Source organism: Novosphingobium sp. (genome assembly GCF_031424035.1).
Lineage (GTDB): Bacteria > Pseudomonadota > Alphaproteobacteria > Sphingomonadales > Sphingomonadaceae > Novosphingobium.
Window position 1 is genome coordinate 1 of record NZ_JANPGP010000071.1, and the last position, 15,716, is coordinate 15,716.

A 15,716-nucleotide genomic window follows, 5' to 3' on the forward strand; every position below is an offset into this window, starting at 1 on the left:
GCGCCAGACGATCTCGACCAGACTGGCAATCGCAATTGCCGTCCACCCACCCATGCCGAGCCATGCGGTGGGCACATGCAGGTAAAGGATGCGGACCGAATCGCCTTGCAGCGCATCAGCGGGACCCACAAAAACGCCCCAAGCCATCGCGCCAAAGGCCAGCACCAGTCCGGTCACCAGCAACAGCGGCGTCAGCCACCGGGCAAGGCGCAGGAAACGGGCGGGATTCGCAAAGCCATGCATTGATTGCTCACCCGCAAGCGTTTGGTTGCAGCGTGACCAAGTACTCGCCCTTCATCACGGCCAAAATGGCAGTTGCTGCGGCAATGTGCCGCTTGCCTGGATTGCAAATGTTCATCCGGACCATGTGCATCGCCAAGCTGACAGCAGCTTGTCAGAATTGGCATCTATCGTCAGGTTCACATCCGGCAATTTACCATCCTGCGCCCTACGGACACGAAATGCGCATCCTGCTTGTGTAAGACTATCAACAGCTCGCCAAGCTGCACGCGCTCTTCGCCGCCTGGCAGCAAGCGAAACCGAGACGAACTAGCCCCGTGGCTCTCAATTCTAGATCGACTTGGACTTGATATACCTGACCGATACCGAACGAACCACCGATGATGCCGCAACCGGCAATTGCGCATTAAACGAGGCGCGACGGGATCCACGATGCGGGAATGTCCCCCACCGCACCAACTTGGACGTCACCACACTGCCGTCCTCGAGGTGAGCTGCAACCTCCAGGTCGCCCGATATAATTCCATATCGGCCATGCGAACGTCGAACTGTCCCTGTCACCGATATCCCGTTCTTTCCAACATAAGCGTGCACCCATTCGATTGAGAACGGGTCGGATTCCAGAGAGTTGACTTGCGCAGGCAATTGCGGACCAGTTGCACAGGCCGTGACGGTCATTGAGCATACGGTTGCCAAGACTGCAGTTTGTGCCTTCTTAAGATGCGCCATCAATTCACTCATTCCAGAATCCAAAGTTCATGGCTGTCGATCCGCAATCGGGTCAGTGCCCGTTGGGCTTCGGTGCGCGCGAGCACTTCCATACGAAAGGCGTCGTGCACTTGCCGCTCACCCAGCAAGACGTCAGCCAGACCGAACTCTCCCGCCGCTTGGCCAAGCCGCAGCTTCACCAATGCGGCGACCTGTGCCTTCACCCCTTCGCGGGCGCGCACCCAGGATTCATAGCGGGACCTTGCTTCCGCCAGATCTGTTGCGGCCATCTCGTTTACCGCGAAGCGCGCGGCCATTGCTTCGGCCCGGGCCGCGCCCGCCTCGGCTTCAGCGCGATCTGCCTCGGCGCGCCGACGGCCGCCACCCAGCGGCATTGACACGACAAAGCCAGCACCGCGTTCCGCGCCATTCCGCTCGGAAAACAGTCGCAGGCCCACCGAAGGATCGGCGATGCGGTCCCGCCTGACACGTTCCGCAACGGTCACCATTCGCAAGGCTTCCGCTTCGGCTGCGGCGATCTCATGGCTGCGGGAAATGATCTTGGAGCCAAAGTGTTCGATCCCTCCTTCAGGCAGTTCTGGGCGGGGGACCTCAGGCGCAGCGCCGGGTATTGGCAAGCCCGGGAACTGGGCAGCAAGTCGTGCACGGGCAACGGCCTCGCGCCCGGCAGACTGTTCTGCGGCAACCCGGGCCGCACCCAGCGCACCCTCGGCCTGATTGGCTTCAAGCTCGGCGGCATCGCGGAGGGAGACCCGGCGGCGCGTTGCGGCGAGCATGCGCGAATAGTTTTCTACCGCCTGGCGATCGACCACCGCCTCCCCCGCAGCACCCAGCCAATCCCACCAGCCTTGCGCCAGCAAAAGCGCGGCCTGATGGCGCGCGTCTTCTGCGCGGTTCCTGGACGCCTCCAGCCCCGCCGCGCCGATTTCACGATCAAGTCGGGCCTTGCCGGGCAGGCGGACGGCGCGGCTGAGCGTCGCGTCATATTCGTCAAACCGACCTTCGCGGTCGACAGAGCGGCGGACGTAGCTTGCGGTGATGCTGAATTCATGCGGGCCGCGCTGCAAGACGCGAGCTTCTGCTCCAGCCGCAGACGTGCGGGCATTGGCGGCAAGAACGGCAGGATGCGCATCGAGAGCAGCGGCAACATCTGCCAGTGCAGGCAGGCCTTTTTCGGGTTGTCCTTTATCGGGTAATCCCGGCTCTGCCTGGAGGTCTGCCGACAACGCGGCAAGAGCAACGGCGATGAGCAATGACGCGCTACGCATTGGCCGTCTCCTCACCATTGGCGGGATGCGCCCGGTCGCCCGCTTCACGTTCGGCACGGCTCTCCCCGAAACGCTCGTACAGGATCGGCAGGAGGATGAGCGTCAGCAAGGTGGACGAGATCAGCCCGCCGATCACAACTATGGCCAGCGGCTTCTGGATTTCGGAACCCGGACCAGATGCAAACAATAGCGGCACGAGTCCAAAGGCGGCGATGGCAGCTGTCATCAGCACCGGGCGCAACCGGCGCTCGGCACCGCGCCTGACTGCGTCCGCCAGCGACATGCCGCTTTCGCGCAACTGGCGAAAATAACTGACCATGACGAGGCCGTTGAGCACGGCGATTCCCAGCAGGGCAATGAAGCCAACCGAGGCCGGGACCGAGAGATATTCACCCGATACCGCCAGCGAAATCATACCACCTACCAGCGCGAACGGGATCATCAGCAGGATCAGCAACGACGCGCGGGCAGAGGCCAGGGTGGCATAAAGCACCGCGAAAATCATCAGCAGGGCAATGGGCAAAACCACTGCCAGACGGGCGGAAGCCCGCTGCTGATTTTCGAACTGCCCGCCCCAGACGATGCGGTAGCCCGGCGGCAGTTTCACATTGGCGCCGATGTCCGCCTTGGCCTCCTCGACATAGCCGACAAGATCCCTGCCCGAGACAAATGCCTGCACCATGGCAAAGCGCGAGCCGTTTTCATGCTCAAGCTTCACCGGGCCTTCGGTTCGCGTGACGCGGGCTATGTCGCTGGCGCGTACAAGCTGCCCGCCGGGGGTGCGATACAGCAGGTCCGCAAAGCCCTGCGACGACAGGTCCTGCCCGTTGCCCCGGATGACGATGGGAACCCGGCGCGTGCCATCGGCGACGACCCCGGCCCGCACGCCCTCCACTTGCGCTCTCATGGCATCCTGCATTTGGTCGACTGGCATGCCCGCACGGCCGGCGGCAATCCGGTCGATATCGAGCTGGAGATAGTCGACCCGGTCGTTGGCGACGGTCATGGCCTCGCTGGTCCCGGGTATCTTCTGCAGCCGTCCCTGTATCTGCCCGGCAAGGCGTGAAAGTTCGGCCAGGTCAGGGCCGAACAGCTTGATCGCCAGATCGCCGCGCGCGCCGGTCAGCATTTCGGAAATGCGCATCTCGATCGGCTGGGTGAAGCTGGGTTCGATCCCGGGCAACCCCGCCAAAACCTTGCGCAGCTCTTCCACCAGCCACTCCTTGTCCTGCACGCGCCATTCTTCGCGGGGCTTGAGCTTAAGGAAGCTGTCGGTTTCATTGAGGCTCATGGGATCAAGGCCCAGCTCGTCCGATCCGACCCGCGCGATCACATCAGTCACTTCTGGGACCTGGCTCATGATCGCTTGCTGGGCGCGCAGATCGCCTTCGATGCTGTGCTTCAGCGAGATAGACGGCAACTTGGTCAATTGGACGAGGACCGAACCTTCGTCCATCGTCGGCAGGAAGGTCTTGCCGGTGACAGAATAGGCCAGGCCCGTCAGGAGCAACGAGATGCCCGCGACAGTGAAGACCAGTTTCTTGCGTACAAAGGCACCAGCCAGCAGGTTTACATAGCGCGGACCAAGCTGCCGCATCAGCCACGGTTCGTGGTGGCCCTGCTGCACTTTGAGTACATAGAAGGCCAGGACCGGCACCAGTGTCAGCGCCAGCGCCAGCGCCGAGATCAGCGCCAGCACAATGGTCATGGCGACCGGGGCAAACAGTTTGCCCTCCAGGCCTTCCAGCGTCAGCAGCGGCAAAAAGACCAGCGCGATGATTGCCATCCCGGATGTCACGGGTTTGGCCACTTCAACGGAGGCGACAAAGACGTTGTGCAGCTTGCCGGCGCGCGCGTGTTTTGGGTCCGACAAGCGCTCAACCACGTTTTCAACTACAACGACCGCACCATCGACCAGCATACCGACCGCGATGGCAAGTCCGCCCAGGCTCATCAGATTGGCCGTCAAGCCTACCGCTTTCATGGCGATAAATGTCAGCAACGCCGCCATCGGCAAGGCCAGCGCCACGATCACCGAGGCACGCACATCACCGAGGAACAGCAACAGCAGCACGACAACCAGCAGCGTGGCTTCAAGCAGTGCCTTTTCCACTGTGCCGACAGCTTTTCCGATCAGTTCGGAACGATCATAGAACACCGAAACGACCATGCCTTTTGGCAGGCTGGGCTGGATCTCTGCCAGCCGCGCCTTGACCCCGCTGACGACCTGGCTGGCATCCGCGCCCTTCAGCCCGATGACCAAGCCCTGCACCGCCTCACCCGTACCCTTGTGGGTAACCGCGCCATAACGCGTGAGACTGCCGGTGCGCACGCTTGCCACGTCACCGATCCGCAAGATCCGTCCATCGGCAGACCGCACAACCACGGCGACGAGATCCTCCAGCGTATGAATGGCTCCGGTCGCGCGCACGATCAGAGCTTCTTCGCCCGAGACAAGGCGACCAGCGCCATCGTTGCGATTGCCGCTTTCGATGGCGCTGGTCAGGTCCGAGACAGTAAGACCTGCCGCCGCAAGGGCCAGGGCGTCAGGTGCGACCTCGAAGGTCTCGGCATAACCACCCAGCGAATTGACGTCTGCAACACCGGGAACGGTGCGCAGCGCGGGGCGGATTATCCAGTCAAGCGCCCGGCGTTTCTCCGCAAGGCTTTGCGGACCATCGAGCGTGAACATGTACATGTCGGACAGCGGCGTGCTGATGGGGGCCATTCCGCCGGTCACGGCAGCAGGAAGATCGCCTATTACGCCGTTGAGGCGCTCTGCCACCTGGCCGCGCGCCCAATAGATGTCGGTGCCATCCTTGAAATCGATGGTCACGTCGGCAATGGCATATTTTGCCACTGAACGCAGGTTGGCCTGATCGGGGATGCCCAGCATCTCCATCTCGATCGGCGCAATTACCCGGCTTTCAACTTCCTCCGGTGTCATTCCCGGTGCTTTGAGGATGATTTTGACCTGAGTGGAGCTGATGTCTGGAAAGGCATCAATCGGCAGGCGAAGGAAGGCCCATGTCCCAATACCCGCCAGAATCAGTGCCAGCGTCAAGACGGCAAGGCGCAGGCCAAGTGCGCGTTCGATAAGCCGGTTCAGCATGCCGTTATTGCCCTGCCAGCAACGATTTGAGCTCGGCGACACCGCTGATCGCCACGGGTTCGCCCGGCTTCAGACCAGCGCTCAGCACGCTGCGGCCACCAACTTCAGCAGCGACAACAACGCGGCGGCGGACAAACCGTGACCCATTGCGGACAAAGACGTAGTCTTGTCCTTCGACACGGGTCACGGCCACCGAAGGCACCGAAACCCCAAGTTTGCCATCTCCGGCATTGCCACTGATGATAGCCATGACGCCCTTGCCAGGCACCAGCCCCGATGCGGCAGAGAGGCTTGCCTTGGCGGCAACCGAGCGCGTCACCGGATCCAGTGAAGTCGCCACCGAGAGCAACCGGCCTGTGATTGTTGCGGACGCGCCGGCAGCAGTGGCCAATTCCACAGTCATTCCGGGGCGCAATTGAGCCGCAAGGCGTTCCGGCACCTGCAGGTCCAGCATCAATGCCGCGTCGTTTTCGATCACGAAGGGTGCCGCACCGCCCCCGCCCACCGCGGCGCCGGCATCGATGGCAACGGTCGCGACGCGGCCGGCAATCGGCGCCCGCAGCGTGACCGTGCCATCGCCAGAGGCACCTGCCATCGCCAGGAGCCGGCGGTTCTCGCGGATCGTAGCTTCGTTTCGGTTCACCATGGCCCGGGCCTCGTCGGCCCGCGCACCTGCGACGACGCCTTCTCTCGCCAGCAGCGCCAGTCGATCGGCCGCAGCGCGGGAGACGCCAAGATCTGCTTGTGCCCGCGAGAGTTCAGCGCCGAACTGCACTGTTTCAGCCGCGCGAACGACCGCCAGAGGCTGGCCTGCCGAGACAACTTCTCCCTGAATCACCAGAATGCGCAACGCCGTGCCGGCAAATGGGCTGGTCACCGCAACCCTCGCCTCAGGCGGCAGCGAAACGACGCCCGGCACGGTGCCAACGGGAGCCGCACCGGCTTCGCGTGCGGGTTCGAGCCGGATACCAAGCTGACGAATCTGGACTTCGCTCAAATGACCCGGGTCGGCAGCGGTCGCTTGCGGTCCGGAAGTTGCCCCGCCGTCACTACGTGTGACCCAGTACCCGGCCGTCACCACGGCCAGAACGGCAGTTGCCGCAGCAATGTGCCGCTTGTCTAAATTGCGCATGTTCATCCGGACCATGTGCATCGCCAAGCTGACAGCACCTTGTCAGAATTGGCATCTATCGTCAGGTTCACATCTGGCAATTTGCCAGCCTGCAACCTACGGACCCGAGATGCGCATCCTGCTTGTGGAAGACGATCAACAGCTCGCCCGGCGTCTTTCTGAACGCCTGGTGGGAGCAGGATTCGCCGTCGATGTCGCAAATTCACTCAGCGAGGGCGAGGCCTGGCCAGACATGGACAAGGTCGCGGCCGCTATTCTCGATCTAGGTCTGCCTGACGGCACCGGGCTGGAACTTTTGCGTATCTGGCGCGGCCGCAAGGTCACCTGTCCGGTCCTGATCCTGACCGCGCGCGGAAGCTGGCAGGACAAGGTGGAAGGCCTCAACACAGGGGCTGACGATTTCGTGGTGAAGCCAGTCCGTTTCGAGGAATTGCTGGCCCGGCTGCACGCGCTCTTGCGCCGCCATGGCAGCGAACGTAGCACTTGCCTTGAAGCTTTGGGGGTCCGGCTCGATCCAGTTACCCGGACGGCGCAATGCGATGGCTTGCAGCTTTCCCTCAGCAAGCAGGAATTTCGCCTCCTGCACATATTCATGCGCCGCCCGGGTCAGGTCTTTCCGCAGGAGGACATTGTCGAGCAGCTCTACAGTCTGGATGCCCCTCGCGATCGCAATGCCGCTGAAGTCCTGGTTTCGCGATTGCGGCGCAAGGTCGGCACCGAACGTATTCAGACTGTGCGTGGTTTTGGTTACAGGTTTGGCGCGTGACGGGTCGCCCGGCCGGGATCAGCGCCTTGTACGCGCGTTGGAACTGGGACAGCCTGCGCCTGCGGGTGATGCTGGCCATTTTCATATGGGTCGCGCTGGGCATCGGCGGCATCGGGTTATCGGCAACCCGGCTTTTCGCCAAACATGTCGAGGAACAATATCACGAGGAACTCTCCGTACATGTGAAGGAGCTGGCCGGACTGGTGCAATCTGGCAAGGACGGTTCGTTGTCGCTCAACCGGCCACTCTCCGATCCGCGCTATCTGATTCCCCTCTCGGGTTTCTACTGGCAGGTCAGCGTTGAAGGTGGAGCGACTTTGCGCTCACCATCGATGACGCGCGGCAAGTTGGAAGAGAAGGTCGCGCATTCCCCGGACATCGTGCATCTCGTTGAGAAAGGACCGACGGGTCCGACAATCACTTATGGCTTTGCGCAAAGACAGCCGGGCGGCAAAGAGATTCACTACCTGATCGCTACCGACCAGCGTCTGCTCGATAACGTCATCCAGAGCTTCACAAGTGAACTGCTGGCATGGCTCGCCGCGCTGGCCGTCTCTCTATTAATCACTGGCCTCGCCATTGTGACATTTGGCTTCCAGCCCATGGATCGTCTGGCGCAGGCCATTTCACGCCTGCACAGCGGTAACCCCGATGGCCTGAATGGCCGCTACCCGAGCGAAATTGCACCGCTCGTTGACAACCTGAACGCTTACATCACGCACAACAAAAGGATTGTCGATCGCGGCCGGGTAGAGGCAGGCAACCTCGCCCATGCCTTGCGAACTCCGCTGGCAGTCATTGTCGATGAGGCCGAGCAACTGGCAAAACGGCCTGAAACCGGAGCGGCGGCAGCGATCCTGCTGAACCAGTCGCAGATGATGATACAGCAGATCGATTTTCGCCTTGCGCGCGTGCGATCCGCAGCAGGGAATGAAGCGCCCGGTTCGAACTGCCGGATCATCGATGTCCTGCCGCAGATAATCTCAGCCATGCAGCGCTTGCACCCGGATATCGACTTCCGACTAACCACCACCATCGCCAACGACCAAACCCTTCCGATCGATGCTGTGGACCTCATGGAATTGCTTTCCATTCTGCTGGACAACGCCGGCAAATGGGCAACACGGAATGTCAGGATATCTGTTTCGCACGAAGCCATCCATATCGCGGACGACGGTAAGGGCATGACGTCGCAGCAGATCAGCAAGGCGTTCGCAATCGGCACACGATTTGATGAAAGCCGCCCTGGTTCCGGCCTTGGCCTTGCCATCGCCCGCGACATTGCTGACGCTTATGGGCTCGACTTGCGGATCACCCCAAGTGATGCCGAAATGGGAGGACTGGGAGTGACGATCGCCGCAATACCTTGCGCTGCGCGATGATCGCTATCCGGCGACCGGATCGACGAACGACCGGTGACGCGATTTAGAGGCGGTTATAGCGCCTGATGGTGAGGACTACATGGTGCGGACGGTGGGACTCGAACCCACACGATCAAGGATCAGGGGATTTTAAGTCCCCGGCGTCTACCATTCCGCCACGTCCGCTCTTTTGTCTGCCTTACGGCAGTGCGGAAGGGCTATCCAGCCCTTCCTAACGGCACCGGCCCGCTCCCCCCCCCGGCCACCCACCGAGATTGTATACTCTGGGTGGCGGGTAGGGGGAGCGGGCCGGTGCCGCAAGCCCAACACGGATGTGATGGGCGCACTACAAATGCGTCAAGTCACGTTGAGGCGCGCGCGCATTTCCTTGCCGGGCTTGAAGTAGGGCACCTTTTTGCCCGGAACGCTGACCGATTCGCCGGTGCGCGGGTTGCGGCCGGTGCGGGCTTCGCGTTCGCGGGTGGAGAACGCGCCAAAGCCGCGCAGTTCGACGCGGCCGCCCTGGGCGAGCCGTTCGCTGATCTCGTCAAAGAAGATATCGACCACGCGTTCGACTTCCTCGGCGCGTAACTCGGGGTTTTCCTTGGCAAGGGCGAGAAGAAGTTCGGAACGGATCATGGTCACTCCCATTGCCGCGCTGCGGCGTTATCCCGTTCCAGGTCGCGACCCTCCCCATTGGAGGACCTGAAAAACGTAGTCGCACTCTGCCAGAAAGAACAGTAGTACGCAATCGCCTGAATCGCGTAAAATCAAACCCCTGCGAGCAGATCGGCCGGTTCCAGCCCCAGCATCCGCATCCGCGCGGCGATGGCCGGCCATTCCTTCGTCACAAAAGTCTTGCGTTCGGCCAGCCGAAGCTGCTCCGCCGCGCCCTTGGCGACATACATGCCCACCCCGCGCTGGACTTCGACCAGACCTTCGAGCTGAAACAACTGATAGGCCTTGGCCACGGTCAGCGGATTGGCGCCTTGCTCTGCCGCGAAGGCGCGAACCGAAGGGAGCATTGCGCCTTCGGGATAGGTGCCATCGATGATCGCGGCGGCAATCAGGTCGCGAAGCTTGAGATAGACCGGCTGGCTCTGTTTCATGGGTGCGTCAGTGCCATAATACAGCGCTTCACGCAAGCGCGGCGGCGGGAAGCGATGTGGTTTCTTTGGCAATTAGTTTCTTCCCCTCGGCCATTTTGGCGCTAGGGTGCCCGCTTTGGCGCAGGCATGAAACGATGCCGCGCAGGGCTGGTCTTGAGGAGTATTGAATGAAGGACATGGCACTGTGGAACGAAGGGGACTGGATCGCGGCGATCGCGGCCATTGCCCTCTTCGCCTTCCTGGTCGTTGGCGGCGTGATCGCTGGACGCAAGAGCGAAGAGGTTATCGGTCACCCGCGGGGCCTGTTCGTCCTGTTCTACGCCGAGATGTGGGAGCGCTTTTCCTACTACGGCATGCGGGCGCTGCTGATCCTCTACCTCACCAAGTTCTGGTTGTTCAACGATGCCAAGGGCAACCTGATCTATGGTGCCTATACCAGCCTCGTCTATATTACCCCGGTGCTCGGCGGCTATCTCGCTGACCGCTGGCTGGGCCAGCGCAAAGCCGTGTTCTTCGGCGGCGTGCTGCTCGCCTTCGGGCACCTGTTCATGGCCTATGAAGGCATGCAGGGCGTGGCCGACCCGCTGTCCAAGCAGGGCGATCCGGCGATCAACGTGTTCTGGCTGGCACTGGCGCTGATCATCGTCGGTTCGGGCTTCCTCAAGGCGAACATCTCGGTGATCGTCGGCAAGCTCTACCGCATGACCGACGTGCGCCGTGATGCCGCCTACACCATCTTCTACATGGGCGTGAACGTCGGCGCGGCACTGGGCACGATACTCGTCGGCTATCTCGGCGAAACGCTCGGCTGGTCGTGGGGCTTCGGCCTAGCCGGCATCGGCATGGTGCTGGGTCTGATCATCTTCGTGATCGGCCGTCCGGCGCTGCTTGAGCGGGCAGAACCGCCCAAGCCGCTGACCCGGTCAGGCGAGTTCAGGCTTTACGGCGTGGGTATTGCCGCCGTGGCGGTGATCTGGTTCCTCATCCAGTATCAAAGCGTAATCCAGAACCTGCTGATCGTCACCGGCGTCGGCATGCTGGGCTACACGCTGTACGAAGCGTTCAAGCTGCCGAAGGAAGCGCGCGAGCGGATCTTCGCCATCCTCTTCCTCATTGCGCTCAACCCGATCTTCTGGGGCCTGTTCGAACAGGCTGGTGGTTCGCTGAGCCTCTATACCGACAAGTACGTCGATCGCGGCGGGGTGCCGACCAGCCTGTTCCAGTCGATCAACCCGATCTACATCGTGCTGCTCGCCCCGCTGTTCGCCGGGCTGTGGCAATGGCTGGGCAAGCGCGGGCTTGAGCCTTCGGCCCCGGCCAAGTTCGGCCTCGCGCTGGTACAGGTCGGTCTGTCGTTCCTCGTCTTTGTCTGGGGTGCCAAGGCCGTCGGTATCGAGGCGATGACCCCGGTCCTGTTCGTCTTCCTGATCTACCTGCTGCAGACCACCGGCGAGCTTTGCCTGTCGCCTGTCGGCCTTTCGGCGATGACCCGCCTTGCCCCGCTGCACCTTGGCAGCTTCATCATGGGCGCGTGGTTCTACATGACCGCAGTGGGCAACTTCGTAGCCGGCAAGATCGGCGAGGCGACCGGCGGCGAAAGCGGCGAGATGTCGAAGGAGCTGACCCTGGCGATCTACAGCAAGATCGGCTGGATCACACTCGGCGTCGCGGCAGTGGTGCTGCTGCTTTCACCTTTCGTGAAGAAGTGGATGCACCTCGGCACGCTGGAAGACCGCTAGACCAAGAAGACCTGATGCGCGGACCTTGAGACAATCGGGGTCCGCGCGTTCTGACATGACAAAGGGGGCACACTCGTGCGTTTGAACCTATCGCTTGGCGCGGCGGCGCTGGCCTTGATCCTTGCGGCTCCGGTCAGCGGAGCCAAGGACAAGGACAAGAAACCTGCGCCCTCGCCGGCGGCCAGCTTCAACAAGAACCCTTACCCTTCGACTTACCGGCCCTATGCCGGAACCCCGACGCTGATCGTCGGGGCCACGGTGTTCGATGGCGAAGGACGCCGGTACGACAATGCCAGTGTCGAATTCCGCGACGGCAAGATGGTCGCGATCCACACTGGCAAGGTCGAAGTCGGCGCGGGCGTTCAAGTGATCGACGGCACGGGCAAGTTCGTTACCCCCGGCATCATCGACATCCACAGCCACCTTGGCGACTATCCCAGCCCGGGCATCCAGGGCCTTTCGGACGGCAATGAGGCCACCGCGCCAACCACGGCCGAGGTCTGGGCCGAACATTCGGTCTGGCCGCAGGACCCCGGTTTCAGCCGCGCTCTGGCCAATGGCGGCGTGACCTCGCTGCAGATCCTGCCCGGTTCGGCGAACCTGATGGGCGGGCGCTCGGTCACGCTCAAGAACGTCTATTCGCGCACGATGCAGGGGATGAAATTCCCCGGCGCGCCCTACAGCCTGAAGATGGCCTGCGGCGAGAACCCCAAGCGGGTCTATGGCGAAAAGGGCCGCATGCCCTCCACCCGCATGGGCAACCTGGCGGTCAACCGCGCAACCTGGATCAAGGCGCAGGATTACCGCCGCAAGCGCGATGCCGGCAAGCTGGAAACGCGTGACCTTGCCATGGAGACGCTGGCCGGCGTGCTCGACGGCGAAATCCTGATCCAGAACCACTGTTACCGCGCCGATGAAATGGCCATCGTCCTCGATATGGCCAAGGAGTTCGGCTACAAGGTCACCGCCTTCCACCACGCGGTGGAAAGCTACAAGATCGGCGACCTGCTCAAGGAAAACGGCGTATGCAGCGCCGTCTGGGCGGACTGGTGGGGCTTCAAGATGGAAGCCTATGACGCGATCCCCGAAAACGCCGCCCTGCTTTACAAGGCGGGCGCCTGCGTGGTGATCCACTCCGACGATGAAAACGGCATCCAGCGGCTCAATCAGGAAGCCGCCAAGGTGCAGGGCGATGCCAAGCGCGCCGGCATTGCCATCACTGACGAGGAAGTGATCCGCTGGCTGACGCTCAACCCGGCGACTGCCATGGGCATCGACAAGCAGACCGGCAGCCTTGCTGCGGGCAAGATGGCCGATGTCGTGCTGTGGAATGCCCACCCGCTGAGCACTTATGCCCGCCCCGACAAGGTATGGATCGATGGCGCGCTGATGTTCGACGCCGCCGACCCCAAGCGGCGACCGGTCAGCGATTTCGAACTTGGCCAGCCCGGTGAAGGAGACGTGAAATGAGCGCCCGCGTAACGGCACTCGCAGCCACGGCGCTGCTCGTCCTCACCGCCGCGCCTGCGCTAGCGCAGTCGGTCGCGGTGACCAATGCCACGCTGGTGATCGGCGATGGCTCGGCCCCGATTCGCGGCGGCACCGTGATCGTCTCGGGCGGCAAGGTCGTCAGCGCCGGTGTCGGCGTTGCGGTTCCGGCGGGGATGCGGACGATCGATGCGGGCGGCAAGTTCGTCACCCCCGGGATTGTCGTCGCCGTCACCGACCTCGGCCTTGTCGATGTCGAATCGGACGATACCAGCAACGATACCGGATCGAGCCGCGCGCCGTTCGGCGCGGCGCTCGACTATTCGGCGGCGATCAATCCGTCGGCCCAGCCGATCGCGATCAGCCGCGCTGCCGGCGTGACCCGCGCAGCCGTCATCGGCGGCGCGACCAATTCGATCTTCGCCGGCCAAGGTGCAGTCATCGATCTGGGTGCGGACAGCGACCCCGTGGTGCAATCGCGCGCCTTCCAGTTCGTCGAACTGGGAGAGGACGGCGGGCGCATCGCCGGGGGCAGCCGCGTGGCCGCCCATGCCGTGCTGCGCAACGCCCTGGCCGAAGCACGCGACCTTGCCCGCCGCCATGGGCCAAACGTGGCCGCCGCCGACATGCGGCTGGCAACGACCACGCCCGAGCGGCCCGGCGACACGGTGCTGAGCCGCTTCGATGCAGCCGCGCTGGTGCCGGTGGTCAACGGCCTGCAGCCGCTTTACGTCCGCGCCGAACGTGCCGCCGACATCCGCGCCGCACTGGCGCTGAAGGCCGATTTCCCGCTGCTCAAGCTGGTGATCGTCGGCGCGACCGAGGGCTGGCAGGTTGCCGGTGAAGTCGCCCAGGCCCGCGTGCCGGTGATCGCCAAGCCGCTCAGCGACCTGCCGAGCGACTTCGAACACCTCGCCGCCACCCAGTCCAACGTCGGGCGCATGTCCGCCGCCGGTGTCCGCGTCTCGCTCGGTGCCTTTGCCGACCAGCCGCGTCACGCCACGCAGTACGCCGGCAACCTCGTCGGCCTCACCCGCGTACCGCGCGCCAGCGGGCTCACCTGGGACAAGGCGATCGCCTCGATCACCTCAGGCCCGGCAGACGCCATCGGCATGGGCGACCGCTTCGGCAGCCTGAAAGCCGGCCGCGCCGGTGATCTGGTGATCTGGGACGGCGACCCGCTGGAAATGACCAGCGGCGTGGTTTCGGTCTTCATCGACGGTGTCGAGCAGCCGCTGGAAAACCACCAGACCCGCCTGCGCAACCGCTATATGCAGCCGCAGGAAGGCGCCTTGCCCAAGGCTTATGATTGGTAGGTAGTCAGGGGAGACCAGTTCCGGTTCGGGCTAGATGACAGGTTTTGGCGATCCATTTGCCGCACGCCCAGCGGCTGGATTGTCGTGGGAAGCTGCCTTCATTGCAAGTTTTCGAGCAATTCGCGCGTCTCTTCACTGGTAGGCGGTCGGCTATCATCTGCCAAAAACTCGATCGCCTCAGCGACTTCGTCGTTTTCAGGTCGAAAATCATCGCTCATCATCAGGCAATCACCGGTGTAATTTGCCGACTTCCATGGGAGAGTCTTGTTGAGCAGGGACTGAAGCAGCCTCCCCATATGCTCCTGAGTGACGGTAAACTGCGGACCATCCGTGATGATAATGTAGCCGACATTAGCAGGAGACCGGAGCCCCGCGTCGCAAGCGTCAACTTCCTGCTCAATGGCTTCGGCGAAGTCCTCAGCGGGCGTAGTGCCTTCAAGAAAGGAGGCAAGCAAAGCGTGTTCCATTCAGCTAAATTAGCGAAGAGCCGAATGTCCGCAATGTTGTCGTTTCCGGAATGACAGCTTTTGCCAAGCATGACGCGTTTGCAGACGTTCACGGCGTTGCTGAATCAATGGCAGCTTTCGGGGCACATATCAGGCCAGCGCTATGGCGGGAAAGTCGCGGGAAGCTGAAGCAGACACAATGCTTGCCTTTGCCAAGACCGCGTGCTCACTAGTCGCTACTGGCCAGCAGTTTTCGGTACAAAGCGTCTCTGCCCTTTGCGCGTTCAAGACGGATGCGCCGGTGCGCCACCGCTAATGCGAGAGGCAAAACAACAAACCCAATCACACCTGGCAGAACTTCGAGGTTTCTCTCAAAATCATTCCAGAAAGCAATAGCATAGATAAGCGCAAAGAAAATCGCGACACCAAACGCAAGTCGTTCCCGCAAAACGGAGGGCTTCCGTATCTGATATCGCCGATATGCGTAGCGCCAAAATGTCCGCCGCAAACTCACCGATCAAACTACCCGCACTTGAACATCGAACATCGATAGGGTGACACCTTGTCGGACCGTCCGCAATGTTGTCGTGTCCGGAACGGCCGCATTGGGCTGTAAATGTCGCCTGGCTGCCTGCCGGAGCGCCATTGCCTCTGCGGTGTCACCACCATGCCTCCACATGCGGTTGCGCTCGCCCTGGGGCGCGCCTGAGCCGTTACCCCCGCCCGTGGCGCTTGCATCGCGCCTTGCCCTTTATCGCCGGGCATCGGCACGGCATCCCCGCCCGATTCCGCACCCCGCAGAGCGGCGCGTTGGTCAACAGACGTGGCGCGCGGTTACGAGATGCGTCAATGTGCCTGGATGTAGCTCATCGCGTCGCTGAACGTCGCCACCCAGGTGTCGGGGTGTGCGGCCAGATGGGTCAGGAGTTCGCGGTGCGCTTCGTCCGACACTGCAAGGTGATCCCCACCAACGCCGTGAAACACCACGACGCCCAAAGCGCCGGCGGCGC

At 62.4% G+C, this 15,716-nt stretch carries 14 protein-coding genes and 1 tRNA gene; 6 read left to right on the plus strand and 9 right to left on the minus strand.

Going from position 1 to position 15,716, the window contains the following annotated elements:
- Window positions 1–243, minus strand: a 243-nt coding sequence (ccsA, locus tag RMO89_RS10880; RefSeq protein ID WP_409035542.1) for a cytochrome c biogenesis protein CcsA, incomplete at its 3' end; no start/stop codon positions are given.
- Between the two features lie 32 nt (window positions 244–275).
- Between ccsA and RMO89_RS10885 the strand changes: the two genes are divergently transcribed.
- A complete protein-coding gene (locus tag RMO89_RS10885) occupies window positions 276–482 on the plus strand; it encodes a hypothetical protein (RefSeq protein WP_310533073.1) in 207 nt (68 codons plus the stop codon).
- 88 nt (window positions 483–570) lie between these two features.
- Here RMO89_RS10885 and RMO89_RS10890 read toward each other — a convergent pair whose 3' ends face one another.
- Genes RMO89_RS10890 through RMO89_RS10905 form a run of 4 tightly spaced genes read right to left on the minus strand, consistent with a single transcriptional unit; the run spans window position 571 to window position 6,481 of the window.
- Window positions 571–981, minus strand: coding sequence for a hypothetical protein (locus RMO89_RS10890; RefSeq protein ID WP_310533074.1), 411 nt, complete (start codon window positions 979–981; stop codon window positions 571–573).
- A complete protein-coding gene (locus RMO89_RS10895; protein WP_310533075.1) occupies window positions 978–2,237 on the minus strand; it encodes a TolC family protein in 1,260 nt (419 codons plus the stop codon). Before RMO89_RS10895 ends, RMO89_RS10890 begins: the two co-directional genes overlap by 4 nt.
- Entirely contained in the window at window positions 2,230–5,349 is a 3,120-nt protein-coding gene (locus RMO89_RS10900; protein ID WP_310533077.1) for a CusA/CzcA family heavy metal efflux RND transporter, read from the minus strand. Before RMO89_RS10900 ends, RMO89_RS10895 begins: the two co-directional genes overlap by 8 nt.
- A 4-nt stretch (window positions 5,350–5,353) precedes the next feature.
- Window positions 5,354–6,481 (minus strand): efflux RND transporter periplasmic adaptor subunit, encoded by a 1,128-nt coding sequence (locus RMO89_RS10905; protein ID WP_310533078.1) that lies wholly within the window; start codon window positions 6,479–6,481, stop codon window positions 5,354–5,356.
- A 13-nt stretch (window positions 6,482–6,494) separates the two neighbouring features.
- Here RMO89_RS10905 and RMO89_RS10910 point away from each other — a divergent pair, with 13 nt between their 5' ends.
- Entirely contained in the window at window positions 6,495–7,247 is a 753-nt protein-coding gene (locus RMO89_RS10910; protein WP_310533079.1) for a response regulator transcription factor, read from the plus strand.
- Window positions 7,244–8,629 carry a sensor histidine kinase gene (locus RMO89_RS10915; RefSeq protein WP_310533080.1) on the plus strand — a complete coding sequence of 462 codons (1,386 nt, stop codon included), beginning with the start codon at window positions 7,244–7,246 and terminating at the stop codon, window positions 8,627–8,629. The genes RMO89_RS10910 and RMO89_RS10915 overlap by 4 nt, the downstream gene beginning before the upstream one ends.
- A gap of 80 nt (window positions 8,630–8,709) precedes the next feature.
- Here the strand turns inward: RMO89_RS10915 and RMO89_RS10920 are convergent.
- From RMO89_RS10920 to RMO89_RS10930, 3 genes are all read right to left on the minus strand, one after another.
- A tRNA-Leu gene (locus RMO89_RS10920) sits at window positions 8,710–8,794 on the minus strand.
- Window positions 8,795–8,965: 171 nt separating this feature from the next.
- The gene (locus RMO89_RS10925) at window positions 8,966–9,247 is read right to left on the minus strand and encodes an integration host factor subunit beta (RefSeq protein ID WP_310533081.1); all 282 of its coding nucleotides are present in this window, start codon (window positions 9,245–9,247) and stop codon (window positions 8,966–8,968) included.
- A 131-nt stretch (window positions 9,248–9,378) separates the two neighbouring features.
- Window positions 9,379–9,717 carry a GntR family transcriptional regulator gene (locus tag RMO89_RS10930; protein ID WP_310533088.1) on the minus strand — a complete coding sequence of 113 codons (339 nt, stop codon included), beginning with the start codon at window positions 9,715–9,717 and terminating at the stop codon, window positions 9,379–9,381.
- Window positions 9,718–9,884: 167 nt separating this feature from the next.
- On the opposite strand from RMO89_RS10930, the gene RMO89_RS10935 reads away from it, so the two are divergent.
- The 3 genes from RMO89_RS10935 (at window position 9,885) to RMO89_RS10945 (ending at window position 14,260) form a co-directional block, all read left to right on the plus strand.
- A complete protein-coding gene (locus tag RMO89_RS10935; RefSeq protein ID WP_310533082.1) occupies window positions 9,885–11,456 on the plus strand; it encodes a peptide MFS transporter in 1,572 nt (523 codons plus the stop codon).
- Window positions 11,457–11,531: 75 nt separating this feature from the next.
- Entirely contained in the window at window positions 11,532–12,926 is a 1,395-nt protein-coding gene (locus RMO89_RS10940; protein WP_310533084.1) for an amidohydrolase, read from the plus strand.
- Complete coding sequence (locus tag RMO89_RS10945) at window positions 12,923–14,260, plus strand: amidohydrolase family protein (protein ID WP_310533086.1); 1,338 nt, start codon at window positions 12,923–12,925, stop codon at window positions 14,258–14,260. The genes RMO89_RS10940 and RMO89_RS10945 overlap by 4 nt, the downstream gene beginning before the upstream one ends.
- 98 nt (window positions 14,261–14,358) lie before the next feature.
- On the opposite strand, the gene RMO89_RS10950 is transcribed toward RMO89_RS10945, so the two are convergent.
- Entirely contained in the window at window positions 14,359–14,727 is a 369-nt protein-coding gene (locus RMO89_RS10950; protein ID WP_310533087.1) for a hypothetical protein, read from the minus strand.
- Between the last annotated feature and the right edge of the window lie 989 nt (window positions 14,728–15,716).

Bases quoted from the DNA above. Each gene is read 5' to 3' on its own strand.
- RMO89_RS10925 (WP_310533081.1), bottom strand. From the start codon at position 9,247: ATGATCCGTTCCGAACTTCTTCTCGCCCTTGCCAAGGAAAACCCCGAG.
- RMO89_RS10895 (WP_310533075.1), bottom strand. From the start codon at position 2,237: ATGCGTAGCGCGTCATTGCTCATCGCCGTTGCTCTTGCCGCGTTGTCG.
- RMO89_RS10910 (WP_310533079.1), top strand. From the start codon at position 6,495: ATGTGCATCGCCAAGCTGACAGCACCTTGTCAGAATTGGCATCTATCG.
- RMO89_RS10945 (WP_310533086.1), top strand. From the start codon at position 12,923: ATGAGCGCCCGCGTAACGGCACTCGCAGCCACGGCGCTGCTCGTCCTC.
- RMO89_RS10900 (WP_310533077.1), bottom strand. From the start codon at position 5,349: ATGCTGAACCGGCTTATCGAACGCGCACTTGGCCTGCGCCTTGCCGTC.
- RMO89_RS10890 (WP_310533074.1), bottom strand. From the start codon at position 981: ATGAGTGAATTGATGGCGCATCTTAAGAAGGCACAAACTGCAGTCTTG.
- RMO89_RS10935 (WP_310533082.1), top strand. From the start codon at position 9,885: ATGAAGGACATGGCACTGTGGAACGAAGGGGACTGGATCGCGGCGATC.
- RMO89_RS10950 (WP_310533087.1), bottom strand. From the start codon at position 14,727: ATGGAACACGCTTTGCTTGCCTCCTTTCTTGAAGGCACTACGCCCGCT.
- RMO89_RS10930 (WP_310533088.1), bottom strand. From the start codon at position 9,717: ATGAAACAGAGCCAGCCGGTCTATCTCAAGCTTCGCGACCTGATTGCC.
- RMO89_RS10905 (WP_310533078.1), bottom strand. From the start codon at position 6,481: ATGCGCAATTTAGACAAGCGGCACATTGCTGCGGCAACTGCCGTTCTG.